The 15,367-nt window shown below is 23.9% G+C and carries 12 protein-coding genes and 3 tRNA genes; 8 read left to right on the top strand and 7 right to left on the bottom strand.

Going from position 1 to position 15,367, the window contains the following annotated elements; all coding sequences use genetic code 11:
• Positions 1-534 precede the first annotated feature (534 nt).
• From pgsA to nrdF, 3 genes are all read left to right on the top strand, one after another.
• The gene (pgsA, locus tag OC701_RS01580) at positions 535-1,173 is read left to right on the top strand and encodes a CDP-diacylglycerol--glycerol-3-phosphate 3-phosphatidyltransferase (RefSeq protein WP_304514355.1); all 639 of its coding nucleotides are present in this window, start codon (positions 535-537) and stop codon (positions 1,171-1,173) included.
• A 73-nt stretch (positions 1,174-1,246) separates the two neighbouring features.
• Positions 1,247-2,242, top strand: a complete 996-nt coding sequence (recA, locus tag OC701_RS01575) for a recombinase RecA (protein WP_304514354.1) — start codon at positions 1,247-1,249, stop codon at positions 2,240-2,242.
• A gap of 410 nt (positions 2,243-2,652) precedes the next feature.
• Complete coding sequence (nrdF, locus tag OC701_RS01570) at positions 2,653-3,681, top strand: class 1b ribonucleoside-diphosphate reductase subunit beta (RefSeq protein WP_304514353.1); 1,029 nt, start codon at positions 2,653-2,655, stop codon at positions 3,679-3,681.
• A 175-nt stretch (positions 3,682-3,856) separates the two neighbouring features.
• Here nrdF and OC701_RS01565 read toward each other — a convergent pair.
• The 6 genes from OC701_RS01565 to OC701_RS01540 all read right to left on the bottom strand — a co-directional run bounded on the left by OC701_RS01565 (position 3,857) and on the right by OC701_RS01540 (position 6,873).
• Positions 3,857-3,931: transfer RNA gene (locus OC701_RS01565), tRNA-Trp, on the bottom strand.
• The gene (locus OC701_RS01560; RefSeq protein WP_304514352.1) at positions 3,905-4,060 is read right to left on the bottom strand and encodes a hypothetical protein; all 156 of its coding nucleotides are present in this window, start codon (positions 4,058-4,060) and stop codon (positions 3,905-3,907) included. Before OC701_RS01560 ends, OC701_RS01565 begins: the two co-directional genes overlap by 27 nt.
• A gap of 837 nt (positions 4,061-4,897) precedes the next feature.
• A tRNA-Gln gene (locus OC701_RS01555) sits at positions 4,898-4,972 on the bottom strand.
• A 50-nt stretch (positions 4,973-5,022) separates the two neighbouring features.
• Positions 5,023-5,098: transfer RNA gene (locus OC701_RS01550), tRNA-His, on the bottom strand.
• Between the two features lie 118 nt (positions 5,099-5,216).
• Positions 5,217-6,080, bottom strand: coding sequence for a hypothetical protein (locus tag OC701_RS01545; RefSeq protein WP_304514351.1), 864 nt, complete (start codon positions 6,078-6,080; stop codon positions 5,217-5,219).
• Positions 6,081-6,330: 250 nt separating this feature from the next.
• A complete protein-coding gene (locus OC701_RS01540; RefSeq protein ID WP_304514350.1) occupies positions 6,331-6,873 on the bottom strand; it encodes a hypothetical protein in 543 nt (180 codons plus the stop codon).
• 650 nt (positions 6,874-7,523) lie between these two features.
• Between OC701_RS01540 and gyrB the strand changes: the two genes are divergently transcribed.
• The 5 genes from gyrB to tsaD all read left to right on the top strand — a co-directional run bounded on the left by gyrB (position 7,524) and on the right by tsaD (position 15,037).
• Positions 7,524-9,470 (top strand): DNA topoisomerase (ATP-hydrolyzing) subunit B, encoded by a 1,947-nt coding sequence (gene gyrB, locus OC701_RS01535; RefSeq protein ID WP_304514349.1) that lies wholly within the window; start codon positions 7,524-7,526, stop codon positions 9,468-9,470.
• Positions 9,471-9,551: 81 nt separating this feature from the next.
• Complete coding sequence (gene gyrA / locus OC701_RS01530) at positions 9,552-12,065, top strand: DNA gyrase subunit A (RefSeq protein WP_304514348.1); 2,514 nt, start codon at positions 9,552-9,554, stop codon at positions 12,063-12,065.
• Between the two features lie 268 nt (positions 12,066-12,333).
• Entirely contained in the window at positions 12,334-12,798 is a 465-nt protein-coding gene (tsaE, locus tag OC701_RS01525) for a tRNA (adenosine(37)-N6)-threonylcarbamoyltransferase complex ATPase subunit type 1 TsaE (protein ID WP_304514347.1), read from the top strand.
• Entirely contained in the window at positions 12,785-13,420 is a 636-nt protein-coding gene (gene tsaB, locus OC701_RS01520) for a tRNA (adenosine(37)-N6)-threonylcarbamoyltransferase complex dimerization subunit type 1 TsaB (protein ID WP_304514346.1), read from the top strand. Before tsaE ends, tsaB begins: the two co-directional genes overlap by 14 nt.
• A 612-nt stretch (positions 13,421-14,032) precedes the next feature.
• Complete coding sequence (gene tsaD, locus OC701_RS01515; protein WP_304514345.1) at positions 14,033-15,037, top strand: tRNA (adenosine(37)-N6)-threonylcarbamoyltransferase complex transferase subunit TsaD; 1,005 nt, start codon at positions 14,033-14,035, stop codon at positions 15,035-15,037.
• Positions 15,038-15,183: 146 nt separating this feature from the next.
• Here the strand turns inward: tsaD and OC701_RS01510 are convergent, their stop codons facing one another.
• Positions 15,184-15,312, bottom strand: a complete 129-nt coding sequence (locus OC701_RS01510) for a hypothetical protein (RefSeq protein ID WP_304514344.1) — start codon at positions 15,310-15,312, stop codon at positions 15,184-15,186.
• Between the last annotated feature and the right edge of the window lie 55 nt (positions 15,313-15,367).

Below are 15,367 nucleotides of genomic sequence, written 5' to 3'. Positions count from 1 at the left end.
CATCATAGACAATATCATCAAAATTCCAAAATCGACAAATACCGTTATGAATATGCCAACAATAATTATCAATCGCAACTATTTATAGGTAAGTTCTTATCCTAAAAAGTCTAGTTAAAATTCGAAAGTTTATATGATATCTATGTGATATGCATAAAAGTTTAAAAATAAAATTTTTTTAAATTGTAGTAATCAAAAATTAAAAGCTTTGCGTACAAATATAAATTAGAATAATTGTTTTAGTTTTAATAAGAAATTTGCAATATTTTTAATAGAGTATTTTAAAAAAATTATAAAAAAATATGTAATTATAATTTAATTTGTAATAAAAATGAAATTTTTAATTTTTAATTATATTAAAAAAAGGAGAAATAAATATGTTTTTCTTGTAAATAACACAAAAAATATCTAATATTATTAATGAATTTACTATTCATTGGAATAAATAGCTCAAGAAGATGTAAAATATAATTAATTATGAAAATTTGGATTTTTGAATTATTTATTTTGTCTCTTCAGAAAGATGATTAGAATATGAAAAATATAATTAAAAAAACAGCTAATTTATTGACAATATTTCGTATTTTTTTAGTTTTTTGTATGTTGCCTTTTTTATATTTAAAATTATTAAAACATGAAATAGAAATTTTTAAAAATTATTTTAATATTATTTTTATAATAGCATCTATAACTGATTATTTAGATGGATTTATTGCAAGAAAATTTTGTCAAACAACTATTTTTGGTAAATTTTTTGATCCTATAGCTGATAAGTTATTGGTTATTATTTCTTCCTTTTATTTACTTATTTTATGTCAAAATAATCATTTATTATATCAAGATAATGAAAAAATTGTTAATTATGTTGTTAGTTTTTTGATAGTCACTATTATAAGAGATTTTATCGTTATGGGAATTCGACTATTAGCTTTTGAAAAAAAACATATTATCGCTTCTTCTTTTGGTGGTAAATTAAAAACTTTTTTGAATTTTATTTCCATTATTATAATGCTTTTATCTGCTCAATTAGAACATTGTTTTTATCAATTATTTCCAGAATATAATCTAAAAATGTATTTTATTATTAATATTATTTTAGTATCGAATATTTTTATCATTATTGCTTCTGGTATAGATTATATTTTAAAAAATTTTAAATTAATTTATTTTTAAATTATTACAAATTGTATCTTTTTTTATAATTATGATTAATTTAGTAAAATTATATATAAGAGGTGTTTAATAAATGAGTAAAGAAATATTAAAAAAACCTCCTTTAACAGAAACTATTAGTGAAATAGAAAAACTTTTCGGAAAAGGCAGTATTATGAAGATGAATTCCGATAAAGTAGAACCTATAGAATCTATTTCAACTGGTTCTTTAGGATTGGATATAGCTTTGTCTATTGGAGGTTTACCGAAAGGTAGGATTGTAGAGATTTTTGGACCTGAAAGTGCTGGTAAAACTACTTTAGCTTTGCATGCGATAGCAGAAGCTCAAAAATCTGGAGGTCTTGTTGCTTTTATAGATGCTGAGAATTCTTTAGATATTAATTATGCCAAAAATATAGGAGTAGACGTGGATAACCTGTTAATATCACAACCTGATTCTGGAGAAAATGCTTTAAATATTGCTAATTTTTTGATACAAAACAATATTGTTGATTTGGTAGTAGTAGATTCTGTAGCCGCTTTGGCTCCTTTGGCAGAATTAAACGGTGAAGTTGGTGATTCTTATGTAGGTATACATGCTCGAATGATGAATCAAGCTTTAAGAAAACAAAGTTATATTGTTTCTAAATCAAATTCTATTTTGATTTATATTAATCAATTAAGAGAAAAAGTAGGAATTACTTTTGGTAATAATGAAATTACTCCTGGAGGTAAAGGTTTAAAATTTTTCACATCTGTTAGGTTAGATGTTAGAAAAACCTCAGAATTAATTAAAGATAATGATCAGGTTATTGGAGTAAAAACTAATGTTCGTATTGTTAAATCTAAAGTTTGTCCCCCTTATAAAACTGTCAGTTTTGATATTTTATACGGAAAAGGAATTTCTAAAATTAGTGAAATTTTAGATTTAGCAGTAAGTTTAAATTTAATTAAAAAAAATGGTATGTGGTATAGTTATAATGAAAAACAAATTGGTCAAGGCAGAGAAAAAGCTCGAGAATTTTTGATGAAAAATCCGGATATTACAAATAAATTAGAATTATCCATTCGTCAATATTATAATATTTGAATGTGGATCCCAAAGAGGCGTAAATATTCTGTGATTTTACCAATAACTAGTGCGACAAATGCTGAAAGGCTAAAAACAGATCTCTAAAGGAAACCATCAGGATTAGAGATTTTTTTTAAAAGCGGATTATGAAGAATTAGTTAGTCAAAATGATACCACCGCCGAATTTTTTTCTAGGGATAATCCGGAAATAACCTAAGAAAGAGAATCGAATTAGAGTTAAAATAAACTAATTTGTTTCCGAAACTACTCATAAGTGAGTATTCCGGAAGATGATATTGATATTAATAAAAATAATTTATAAATAATATTTAAAATTTGAAATTATATAATTATAAAAAGCAATTTGGTTGGCTTTAAATTTTTTTAAATTTTAATAATTTTAAACAAGATAGGAATGAATTGAATATATGGATTTAAAAAAAATAACTTATCAAGGTGCTAATTGGAATAATTTAGAAGATGAATTTACACATCATTTTTATGAACAAAATCTAAGTCAATTTTGGCGTCCAGAAGATATTAGTTTACAAAGTGATTTGCATATTTGGAACACTTTATCTCCCGAAGAGCAACGAACTTATTCTCGTAATTTATTAGTTTTAACTTTTTTAGATACTTATCAAGGAGATATCGGCATGCCTGTTTTAGTTAGATCTTGTTTGCCCGAAGAGCATCAAAAAAAAGCTACTCTTAGTTTTATGGGAGCTATGGAAAATGCCGTTCATGCTAAAAGTTATTCTAATATTTTTATGACTTTTTTGAATAAAAATGAAATCGATGACTTATTTTTTTGGGGTATAAAGCAAAAAAATTTACAGAATATTTTAAATTTAATTATTAATGTTTATGAGATGTTAGATCAAAAAATAGTTATTAATAAAAATAATTTTGCTTATTATAACAGTTATGAATTTTGTCAAATAAAATGGAAAGCTATGGTAGCTTCAGTTTTTTTAGAGACTTGGTTATTTTATAGTGGTTTTTATTATCCTTTGTATTTTTATGGACAAGGTAAATTGATGCAAGCTGGAGAGATAATTAATTTAATTATTCGTGACGAAAGTGTTCATGGAGTTTATACTGGAAGATTAGCTAAGCATTTATATTCTACTTTTAATACCGAACAAAAAAACAATTTATATGATTGGTTGAAAAATTTTTTATTTAAATTATATCAAGAACAAAAATCATTAACTTCAGAAATTTATCAAGAACAAACTTTAATAGATGATGTTAACAAATTTGTACGTTATAATGCTAATAAAGCTTTATTAAATTTAGGATTTGAACAATTTTTTCCTTATGAAGAAATTAATCCTGTTATTTTAAATGGATTAAATACAGAAACTAAAACAATGGATTATTTTTCTATGAAAGGTAATGGTTATCAAAAAATGAAAACCGAAAGTTTAAAAGATGAAGATTTTATTTTTTGATTTTGTCAAAAATATTATGAGATTTTGATTTAAATGCATTTTAAAATTTTAAACAAAATCAAAAATAACTAATAATTTAAAAAAAAGAAGGCTGTATATAATCGCCTTCTTTTTTTTATTTAAATTAGTAAATTTTATTTAAGTTAAATTTTTTTCAATATTTTGATATTTAATTTGGCAGGGATATCAGGATTCGAACCCGAACTCATGGTTTTGGAGACCATTATGCTACCATTAACATCATATCCCTAAATAAAAAATTTTGGTACGGGTGACAGGACTCGAACCTGCAAGCTAAAGCGCTAGAATATGGATAGAAAACCTTTATTATATATTTGGTTAGCCCCCATCCAAACCGGACAGGCATGTTTCCACGCATCCGGCTTTCCGAATTCAACATAATAAATTTTTTTATTTGTTTAGATTCAAAAACATATTTTATTTTTTTATTTAATTTATATTGCGCATTTATAAATTATTTTATAGAAAACAAAAAAAATATTTTTATTATTTTTTAATCTTTCTGCTTCCCTTCGCCTTGTAAATAGTTTTCCTATTTTCCCTGGGAGGACAAAACCCTCCGACTACTATGTCAGCTCTGCAACCTTAATTTTTTTATAAAAAATAATTTTAGGTTTTCCTAGGTAGCTATAAATTCTCGGCTTAATGATAAATAGCGGTTGGAGTCTTATAATAGGTAAAAATAATTAAATTTACCTTGGTGTAGATAATTGAATAAACATTTTTTATTCTTTATTGGTAATCATAATTACTTTAGGATCTTTTTAGTAATTATTTTATTATCTATTTAGGTATTTTGGAATATATCGTTTAACCTTCCCTAAAGCTTTAGAACTATAAGCCACCATTCTTTGCTCTTCATTTAATTTATATATTCAACCTTATTTTATCTTCTTCTTATGTTTAGTTTAATTTTTTAATAAATATTAAAAGTTAACAATTTTATTTTTATACTAAACACTTTATGAATATGCTATTTTCCCTTGCATTCTTTCGAATTCAGGTTAATTCATCGAAGTACTTTTATTACCATTAAAAGTGAGGGGCCTAAAAAACCTCTTTAATTTATGCTCGAACTAGCGCCCTCCTAAGTCTAGTGCGTTTACCAATTTCGCCACACCCGCAATATGACAAATGTATTTTTTTAAATAAAATTAACAAATTTAATTATTAAATGTGTTAAAAGTAAAAATTATGGCAGGCCCAGCTGGATTTGAACCAACGAATGACGGAGTCAAAGTCCGTTGCCTTACCACTTGGCTATGGGCCTTCGATGTAAAAAAATAAAATTTATTTGATTCATTTTAATTTAATTAAATTTGGGGCGGATGATGGGGATCGAACCCACGAATGTCGGCGCCACAAGCCGATGCGTTAACCATTTCGCCACAACCGCCACAAAAATTATTAAATTTTTATTCGAAAATATAAAAATTTAACAACATTACATATTATACATGATTATAATAAAAAAAATATATTCAATGTTCATGAAAATAAAAATAAATTTAAAATTATTGCTTTATCTGTTTAAATTGTTTTTGTTTTTCTATTAATAATGATTTAACAAATATTAAATCTTTGGGATCTATGTATAAAGCTTTATTTTTGGAGTCATAATAAGAATGGGATACATTGGAAAAGTTATTATAATTTTCTATAGGCATATTATTTAACATAAATAATTGTATTTCAGCAAAGTTTTCCATTTTATCGAAAATTTTTTTTAAACTTTCTGGTATTTGTTTTTTAAGTGCTTCGTCGATAAATGTTAAATCTATATTTTCTAATACATTTTGAGATAAATCTTTATTATTGTCTAAATTATTATTTTTTAAATCTTTTTTGATTGATGAATTTTCATGATAAATTTTGGAGTCTGTATTAATTTTTAATAATTCTGTTTCTAAATTTTTTATCTGCTGTTTAAGCATTTCTTGTTCGAAGTAATTTTTTTGTTGTTGTAATTCTATTTTCGTTTCCATTTTATATTGATTTAATTCAAGACGAAAAGCTTGTTCTTTGTTTTTATTTTCGTTTTCTTTCTGATTAATTTCTAACATTTTCAATTCTATTAACGTTAAATTTTTATCTTGATATAATTCATTCGGTAATTGATTTTTTATAGAAAATTTAGGAACTTCTATCGTTTTGTTTAATTCTGGATTTTGATTATCTTTATTTTTGTATTCTTGAATATTAAAAATAAAATTAAAATTTAATAATAAAATACGATATATAAAAGTTAAAACTTTTCTCAATACTATCTTAATAATTTCTGAAAACATAAAAATACTTAAGAAATATATCCACCAATAATTTTCAAAAGGAAATCGATTTAACCATTCTTTAATATTTATCATCATATTTATTATCAAATTATTGACACAACCTTCTGTATAATCATTGTTTTTTACAATGTTATCTCAAATTTAACTTTTATCATGAAAAAATAAAGAAGCAATTTATTGAAAACTTTATTATTTGATAATATCAAAATCAAATGAATTAAAAAATTTTTAATTAAAATCATTTTGCAATAATAAAAATATTATTTTTATTTTACGATAATAATGTGGATTGAGTTAACTTTATTTTATAATATCCATTAATTTTTATTAATTTATTTTATTTATTTCTACTATTTATAAAAAATACCTTTTTGGGATTGTTGGAATTTTCCGGATTATTTGAATTTTCTTTAAATTGTATTTTTGCTATTCTCGCCCGAAGATTATTTAAATCTACATTTATAATATTTAAATTAGTGTTATAACTATCTTTTGTTAAGATATTTTTCTTCTTTTTCTCTTCGAACTTTTTAATATTATTTCGAATGCTTTCTAATTTGATTTTAATTATTAATAAGTCGCTTGTATCCGGGTTATAAACATCTTTATTAATTATGTCCATGAGGTTTTCAATATGTTGTTCGTATTCATTCATTTTTGCTTGTATACTTTGTTCTGTTATTATTTCTTGATATTGTGTTTTTTTTGTTTTGGTTTGAGAAAAAAAGGACCAATCAATACCAAAAAAAGTTGCTTTAACATTACTTAATTCGGAATAAGATAAATTACCTTGTTTATTTATACATAAACCGTAAAAATTAAATATTGAAAGATTTAGCAACAAAAATATAATTAATTTTAATTGGATTTTTTTAAGCATTTTCGCTCCCTCACAATTATCTAAATAAAATGCAAAAATTATATGTTCTTCTATTTAAAAAAATCATAAATTTTATATAAATATTTTAACATTTTTCCAATAATGTTTCAATATTTTAGGATTTTTTGATAAAAATATGCAATATTTATTTAAAGTTAAAATTGGTTTAAATAAAATTATGTATTTTTTATTACTAAATTTGGATACAAATCTTAAAAATACTTTTAATAATTATACTTTATGTAATTAAAATTTTTCAAAAAAGATTTTAAAAAATATTTTTCCAAAGTTTTACAATTGATAGAAATAAGTTATATTTGCTTTAATAATTTTTTTATTTGTTATGTGTTATAATTATTAACACATTTTTTTAATTTCAAAATTCAATAATTAAAATCAATAAAAATTTATATTATTTACTTTTTATTGATTATTATTTTTTTGAATTTTTGTTTTATATATTGTTTTCGAAAGGATTATTTGTTAGATTTGTTTTATTGGTATTTATACAAATTTAAGTATGAATTATTAATAAAAATCTAAATTATGAAATTAAGAACAAATAAAAAATAAACATTTTGATTTTTATATATTGTTTCATTTAATTAAATTAATATCGATTATAAGGGAGAAAAATTAAATTTTATAAAATGAGCAAAAATGATAAAAAAAATAAGGAAAATATAAATGAATATAGTGCTTCTAGTATTGAGATTTTAGAAGGTTTAGAAGCTGTTCGTAAAAAGCCAGGAATGTATATTGATTCTGTTACTATGAAAGGAGCATATCATTTAATTTGGGAAATTATAGATAATTCTATAGATGAAGCTTTAGCAGGATATGCTACAGAAATTATTTTAAAAATTTTTCCTAATAATGTAGTTAGTATTTCTGATAATGGTAGGGGTATTCCTGTAGATATTCATCCTAAAACTAAAAAATCAGCTGTAGAAACTATTTTAACTACCTTGCATGCTGGCGGTAAATTTAAAAATACTCCGAATTCTAAAAATTATAGTTATTCGGGTGGTCAACATGGTGTAGGTGCTTCTGTAGTTAACGCTTTATCTAGTTGGTTTACTGTTGAAATTTTTTTGAATGGCAAAATATATTATCAAAAATATGAAAAAGGAGTTCCTAATTCATCTTTACAAATTATAGGTGACACTGATAAAAGAGGAACTACTATTACATTTTTACCTGATGAAACTATTTTTAAAGATATCAAAGATACTCCTTATAATTTGGATGTTTTAAAAAAACGAATACAACAATTAGCTTTTTTAAATAAAAATGTTAAATTAATTATAGAAGATTCGCGTCTTCAACCGTCTCAAATTATTAATTTCTATTCAAAAGGAGGTATTCAAGAATATCTTCAATACTTAAATGAAAATAAAAAAGTTTTAAACCAACCTTTTTATCAAGAAAATTGTGAAAATAATATTTTTTTAGAAATTGCTTTCCAATATAATGAGAATTATAGCTCTAATGTTTATTCTTTTGTAAATAATATACATACACATGAAGGCGGAACTCACGAAGAAGGTTTTAAAATGGCTTTAAATAGGGTTTTATCCAAATATGCTAAAGATAAAAATTTATTAAAAAAAGATTTGAGTTTTATCGGCGAAGATACTTTAGAAGGAATTACAGCTATTATCGCTTTAAAACATTATGATCCTTTATTTGAAGGCCAAACTAAAGCTAGATTAGGTAATTACGATATGAGACAATTTGTTTCTAAAAATTTTGGTCTTGCTTTGGAAAGTTATTTATTAGAAAACCCGCAAGAAGCTAAAAAAATAATCGATAAATGTTTATTAGCTGCTAAAGCGAGATTGGCAGCTAAAAAAGCTCGTGAAATTACGAGAAAAAAATCGCCTTTAGATAACTTAAGTTTTGCTTCAAAATTAGCTGATTGTCGTACTAAAAATCCTGCTTTAGCAGAATTATACATTGTTGAAGGGGATTCTGCAGGAGGTTCTGCTAAACAAGGGCGAGATTCTGCTTTTCAAGCTATTTTGCCTTTAAGAGGTAAAATTATTAATGTTGAAAAAGCTCGATTAAATAAAATTTTAGTTAATAATGAAATTCTTTCTTTAATTCATTCTTTTGGTGCAGGCTTTGATAAAGAATTTAATATTTCCAAAGTTCGTTATCATAAAATTATTATCATGACAGATGCTGATGTTGATGGAGCTCATATAAGAACTTTATTATTAACTTTTTTGTTTAGACAATTTAAACCTTTAATTGAAAATAATTATATTTATTTTGCTCAACCACCTTTATATAAGGTACAAAAGAATAAAAAAATTTTTTACTTTTATACAGAACAAGATTTAAAAAATTTTATAAATTATAAATATGATGCTAAAAACATTGTTATTCAAAGATATAAAGGACTAGGAGAGATGAATGCGGAACAACTTTGGGAAACTACTATGGATCCTGAAACTAGAACTTTATTACAAGTTAAATTAGAAGATGCAGTAGAAGCTGATAGAATTTTTACTATGTTAATGGGCGAAGAGGTTAGCAATAGAAAAAATTTTATTCAAGAAAACGCTACTTATGCTGATATAGACATTTAACTTATGATTAAGATAATTTATTTAATTATTTAAAATATAAAATTCCAATAAAAAAGAATTATTAATAAAAAGGCATAAAATATGATATTAAAAAAAACAAAAAAAAATGATAATTTAAATGGAGAATATAATCTTTTGGATTCTAAACTTAATCTTAATCGCGTGGAAATAGTAGATATAAATGAAGAAGTAAAAAAATCTTTTTTAAGTTATGCTATGAGTGTTATTGTTAGGAGAGCTCTTCCTGATATTAGAGATGGTATGAAGCCTGTACAAAGACGAATTTTGTATATAATGAATGATTTAGGATTGGCTAATCAAGAACGTTTTAAAAAATCTGCAGCTGTAGTCGGGGCCGTTATGGGTCGTTGTCATCCTCACGGAGATAATAGTATTTATGAAGCTATGGTTCGTATGGCGCAGGATTTTAATTATCGTTATCCTTTAATCAAAGGTCATGGTAATTTCGGTTCTATTGATGGAGATTCAGCAGCAGCTATGCGTTACACAGAAACTAGAATGTCTAAAATAGCTATAGAATTGATTCGTAATATTGAACAAGAAACTGTGGATTTTATCGATACTTATGATGGTAATGAAAAAGAGCCTACTGTTTTACCAACTTCTTTTCCTAATCTTTTAGTAAATGGTTCTACCGGAATTGCCGTAGGTATGGCTACCAATATTCCTCCGCATAATTTTAAAGAAGTTATTAATGCTTTAATTGCTTTTATCAATAATAAGGATATAGATATCCAAGATTTAATGAAGTATATAAAAGGTCCAGATTTTCCTACAGGAGGAGAAATTTTAGGTTCTGAGAATTTAAAAAATATTTATGATACTGGCAAAGGACGTATTTTTATTAGATCTAAAGCACAAATAATTCAAAATGATAAAAATAAAAATTCCATTGTTATTACTGAAATACCTTTTCAAATTAAAAAAAGCAGTTTAATTGAATCTATCGTTTTATTAGCTAAAGAAAAAATTATAGACGGAATTACGGATTTAAGGGACGAATCTAATCGCAAAGGTATTAAACTTGTTATTGATTTAAAAAGAGATATTAATCCTCATGTAGTGCTCAATAATTTATATAAAAATTCTCAAGTACAAGTGTCTTTTAATTTTAATATGATTGCTTTAGTAAAAGGGGTTCCTAAATTAGTTAATTTAAAGCAAATGTTAAAAGAATTTTTTGATTTTAGAATTCATGTTATTCAACGTCAAAAACAATTTGAATTATCTAAAGCTCTTAAAAAACAACATTTAGTAAAAGCTTTGATTATCGCTTTAAATGATATTGATCGAGTAGTTAAATTGGTTAAATCTTCATCTAATTCTAAAATGGCACAAATACAATTAATGGAAAAATATAAATTAGATGAACTTCAAAGTAAAGTTATTTTAGAAATGAGTTTACAAAAAATAACTAATTTAGAAATAGAAAAAATTAAACAAGAAGATACAGAATTATCATTAAAAATTGCAGAATGCAAAAATATTATTAATTCTATTCTTTTAAAAGAGCAAATTTTAAAACAAGATTTATTAAATTTACAAAAAATTTTTCAAGATCCGCGTAGAACTGCTATTAATATGGAAAATCAAGATTTAGATATAGATAAATCTTCATTAATAGAAAAAGAAAAAATTTTAATCACTATTACTCATAAAGGGTATATTAAACGTTTAAGACTAGATACTTATAAAAAACAAAATAAAGGTGGTAAAGGTGTTATAGGGATCACTATGAATCGAGATGATTTTGTAGAACATTTCGCTATAACCTCTACTCATGATTATCAATTGTTTTTCACTAATAAAGGTAAAGTATACCAAATTAAAGGTTATGAAATAGCTTCTTATTCACGTCATGCTAAAGGCATCCCTTTAGTTAATTTAATTCCTATGGCTAAAGGCGAATTTTTAACTACTTTGACAAGTGTAACAGAATTTACTAATAATAAAGATTATTTGGTATTAGTTACTAAAAAAGGATTTATTAAAAGAAATCGTATTCAAGAATATGCTAATATCCGATCTAATGGTAAAATAGCTTTCGCTTTAAAAGAAGATGATGAAGTTTTATCAGTATTGAAAACTTCTGGTAATCAAGATATTATTTTAGCTAATTCTGAGGGAAAATCTATCCGTTTAAAAGAAAATTCTATTCGAACTACTAATCGTAGAGGTACTGGAGTTATTGGTATGCGTATGGATAAAAATGAACAAATTATAGGTGCAGCTGTTGTTTGTCATCCAGAACAAGATATTTTGGTAGTAACAGAATTTGGTTATGGAAAAAAAACTCAAGCAAGTTTTTATAAACCTCAAAACCGAGGCGGCAGAGGCGTTAAAACTTTAAAAATTACTGATAAAAAAGGAAAATTAGTAACTTTAAAAACCATTTTTCCGAATGAAGAATTAATTTTAATTTCTCATTTAGGCCAAGTTATTCGTATTGAAGCTAATAAAGTTTCGACTACTAAATCTAGAAATACTCAAGGGAATAGATTATTTAAATTAAAAGATGATGATAAATTAATTAGTGTGGTAGTAGTTCAAAAACAAGAAGATGTTCAAAAATAGATGAAATATCTGTAATTACTAATTAGATTTATAACTGTTTAAATAATGAAATTTTTATTTTATTAAAGAAATTAATACAAGTTTTTCAATAAAATATAATAGTATAAAATTAAAAAAAGATTTATTTAATTTTGACATAACAAATACAATAAAGGAACTTAGTTTCAAAGAATTATTTATACAGTTCAAGATATTTTAAAAAAATATAAATCTTATATTGAAATTAACTTTAATAATATACTTCTGAAAATTATAAATGGAATTAAAAATGAAAATTATTTATAATAAAAAATCTTTAAAATCAACACAAACTAAATTGGCTGGTATTTTTTTAGCCAAAACAATTTTATTTACAAATCAATATAAAAGAAGAAAAAATATTTTATTTATTCAAGGTTCGATGGGAATAGGTAAAACTATTTTTGTAAAAGGTTTTGCTCAGAAATTAAGAATTTTAACAATCAACAGCCCTAGTTTTAATTTATTTAAAATTTATAATTTTAATAATAATAAATTATTTCATATGGATCTTTTTCGTTTTGAAAATACTAGTAAATTAATTTTTTTATTAGAAGAAGTATTAGAATATTTAAGTGCAGGAGATATTCTTTTGATAGAATCAACTTTTTTAAATAATGAAATTGAAAAATTATGTGATTTTAAAATTAAAATTAAATTTTTAAAAGATGATGCCAGATCAATTATAATAGAAGAAAAAAATGTTGAAAATTAATAAAAAGATTATGATAAAAAAAATAGGAAAACAAATATATAATTATTCGTTATTTTTTAAAAAAAATATTTTAATTATAGATACTTCAACAGATATGCAAATAGTTATTTTAACTTATGAACAGAATATTTTAGATATAAACATCAATATTAAAGCTAAAAGTTTTGTTTCTTGTATGATTCCATTAATTAATAATATTTTAAAAAATAATTCTATAGATTTATTTAACATACAAAAAATTATAGTAGGTTGCGGACCTGGTTCTTATACTGGAACTAAAATAGGCGTTTTAACCTCAAAGTTATTAGCTTTAGAATTAAAAATTCCTTTATTTAAGATTAGTAGTTTATTATTATTATCTAGTGGTTTCGATCAAAATGTTTTGACTCCAAAAATTAAGATTAACAAAGATTATTTTTATGCTCTTAGTTTTCAAAATAACAAAATTATTTTAAAAGAATCTAGATATTCTTCAGATTTTCTTGTGAATTATCAAAATCATATTTTATTAAGTTCTTTAAATTATAAAATTTCTTTGTATAAAATATTTAATCATCTAAATATTGTTAATAATCCTCACGAATTGTCTCCAAATTATTATTGTTTTAGTTGGGGATATTAAAGAGGTTTAAAATATTTAGTTATTTTAAAAAATAAAGGCGTTTTGTTTCGGCATAAAATGATTTTTTTAGTATTTGAAGTTGCAAAAATTAATTGGAGGGATAATTAAAATAATTTTTTTTCTAAAAGAAGCCTTGAATACTTTGATAAGAAAAAAATTGATTAATTTATATCTAATATGATCAGAGGAAGAGTTTGATTCTAATACCAATAACAGTTTCGGTTCAAGAAAATAAGTTTTTGTGAATATCGAGATCATTCAAAATTGTTTATTATTAAAAAAAATTTTTTTAAAGATCATTATCTATATCTCAATTAATAAAAAGGAGTTTTTTGATCTAAAGATCCTGGATAAAATCCGACCACTTTGCTTTTAACATTCGGGGGAATCCAATATATCTAAAAATTGATTAAAACAATGGCTTTTTAAAATATATTAATGTATTGTTACAATAAAAATCAATAAAATTTCTCATTGTAAGTTAAAGAAATAATTTTATACATAAGTATGAATAGTATATTTTTTAAATACGATGAGATTAATTTATTTTTTACTGTTTATTAATAAATAATAAATAAAAGTTTATAAAGAAATATAAAAGGTTTTTTAATTATGATTATTTTATCTATAGAAACTAGTTGTGATGAAACTAGCATTGCTATTACCCGAGACGGAAAAGAAGTATTAGCTAATGAAACTTTTTCACAAATTAAATATCATCAAAAGTATGGTGGTGTAGTTCCTGAAATAGCTTCTCGTAAACATTTAGAAGTTATAACATATCTTTTAGAACAAGCTTTTATTAAAACAAAAATTAAATCACAAGATATAGATTTAGTAGCTGTAACTCAAGGTCCAGGATTAATAGGATCATTATTATTAGGGGTTAATACGGCTAATACTTGGTCTTATATTCATCAAAAACCTTTAATAGGCGTTAATCATTTAATAGGCCATATTTATTCTGTTCAAATAGAAAATGAAATAGAATTCCCTGCTTTAGCCTTAATTGTTTCAGGCGGACATACCGAATTACTTTATTTAAATAATCACTTTAATATGCAAAAGTTAGGTACTACTTTAGATGATGCTGTTGGTGAGGTTTATGATAAAATTGCTAAAAATTTAAATTTAAATTATCCCGGTGGTCCTATTATAGAAACACTTGCTCTTCAAGGTGAAGCTGTTTTTCGGTTCACTTTACCTTATGTTAAAAACAATAATCTAGATTTTAGTTTTTCAGGATTAAAAAGTCAAATTATTACTTTAATTAATAAAAATCGTTTTAATATGTCAGATAAATTCGTTTGTGATATATGCGCTTCTTTTCAAAAAGTAATTATCGAAGTTTTATTAATTAAAATAAAAAGATCTTTAAAAAAATTTCCTACTAAAAATTTAATTTTAGTAGGAGGTGTAGCTTCTAATTTAAGTTTACAAAAGGAATTTTCGCGGGAGTTTTCTAGTTTAAGATTATTAATTCCAAGCTTAAAATTTTGTACAGATCAAGCTGCCATGATTGGTATTGCAGCTTATTATCAATATAAATTTCGAAAACCTCAAGAATTATATAATTATAGTTTAACAGGATTAGCGGAATTAACTTCTTTTTTTTAAAAAATTTTAATATAATTAATCAAATTTTTCATTAATTAAATAATATTAAAAAAAATATTTGGGTACATATTGATATATAGAGATAGATTATTTGCGTTTCAATAACTGAATTTATCAACTAGTTATTTATTACAAACAGCCCCCCTCTAAACCGGACAAGCAAGTTTCCAAGCATCCGGCTTGCCATAATTTATTGATAAACCATAAATTACTGACTTCTTTCGCCCTATCAAGGTCGTTAACCTTGTTCTAGGGAGGACGATTAACTGGATCATTCCAGATCCAGTTTTACTCCTCCGACTACTAAGAAGTCGCTTTCTCCTTGGGCTA

It is taken from the genome of Candidatus Phytoplasma bonamiae, assembly GCF_030586845.1.
Taxonomy (GTDB): Bacteria; Bacillota_I; Bacilli_A; order Acholeplasmatales; family Acholeplasmataceae; genus Phytoplasma; species Phytoplasma bonamiae.
The sequence above is the reverse complement of the archived record's forward strand: the minus strand, read 5'-3'. Positions and strand labels throughout refer to the sequence as shown.

Coding starts and splice junctions, on each gene's coding strand:
- pgsA (WP_304514355.1), top strand. CDS start 535: ATGAAAAATATAATTAAAAAAACAGCTAATTTATTGACAATATTTCGT.
- recA (WP_304514354.1), top strand. CDS start 1,247: ATGAGTAAAGAAATATTAAAAAAACCTCCTTTAACAGAAACTATTAGT.
- nrdF (WP_304514353.1), top strand. CDS start 2,653: ATGGATTTAAAAAAAATAACTTATCAAGGTGCTAATTGGAATAATTTA.
- OC701_RS01560 (WP_304514352.1), bottom strand. CDS start 4,060: ATGCGTGGAAACATGCCTGTCCGGTTTGGATGGGGGCTAACCAAATAT.
- OC701_RS01540 (WP_304514350.1), bottom strand. CDS start 6,873: ATGCTTAAAAAAATCCAATTAAAATTAATTATATTTTTGTTGCTAAAT.
- gyrB (WP_304514349.1), top strand. CDS start 7,524: ATGAGCAAAAATGATAAAAAAAATAAGGAAAATATAAATGAATATAGT.
- gyrA (WP_304514348.1), top strand. CDS start 9,552: ATGATATTAAAAAAAACAAAAAAAAATGATAATTTAAATGGAGAATAT.
- tsaE (WP_304514347.1), top strand. CDS start 12,334: ATGAAAATTATTTATAATAAAAAATCTTTAAAATCAACACAAACTAAA.
- tsaB (WP_304514346.1), top strand. CDS start 12,785: ATGTTGAAAATTAATAAAAAGATTATGATAAAAAAAATAGGAAAACAA.
- tsaD (WP_304514345.1), top strand. CDS start 14,033: ATGATTATTTTATCTATAGAAACTAGTTGTGATGAAACTAGCATTGCT.
- OC701_RS01510 (WP_304514344.1), bottom strand. CDS start 15,312: ATGATCCAGTTAATCGTCCTCCCTAGAACAAGGTTAACGACCTTGATA.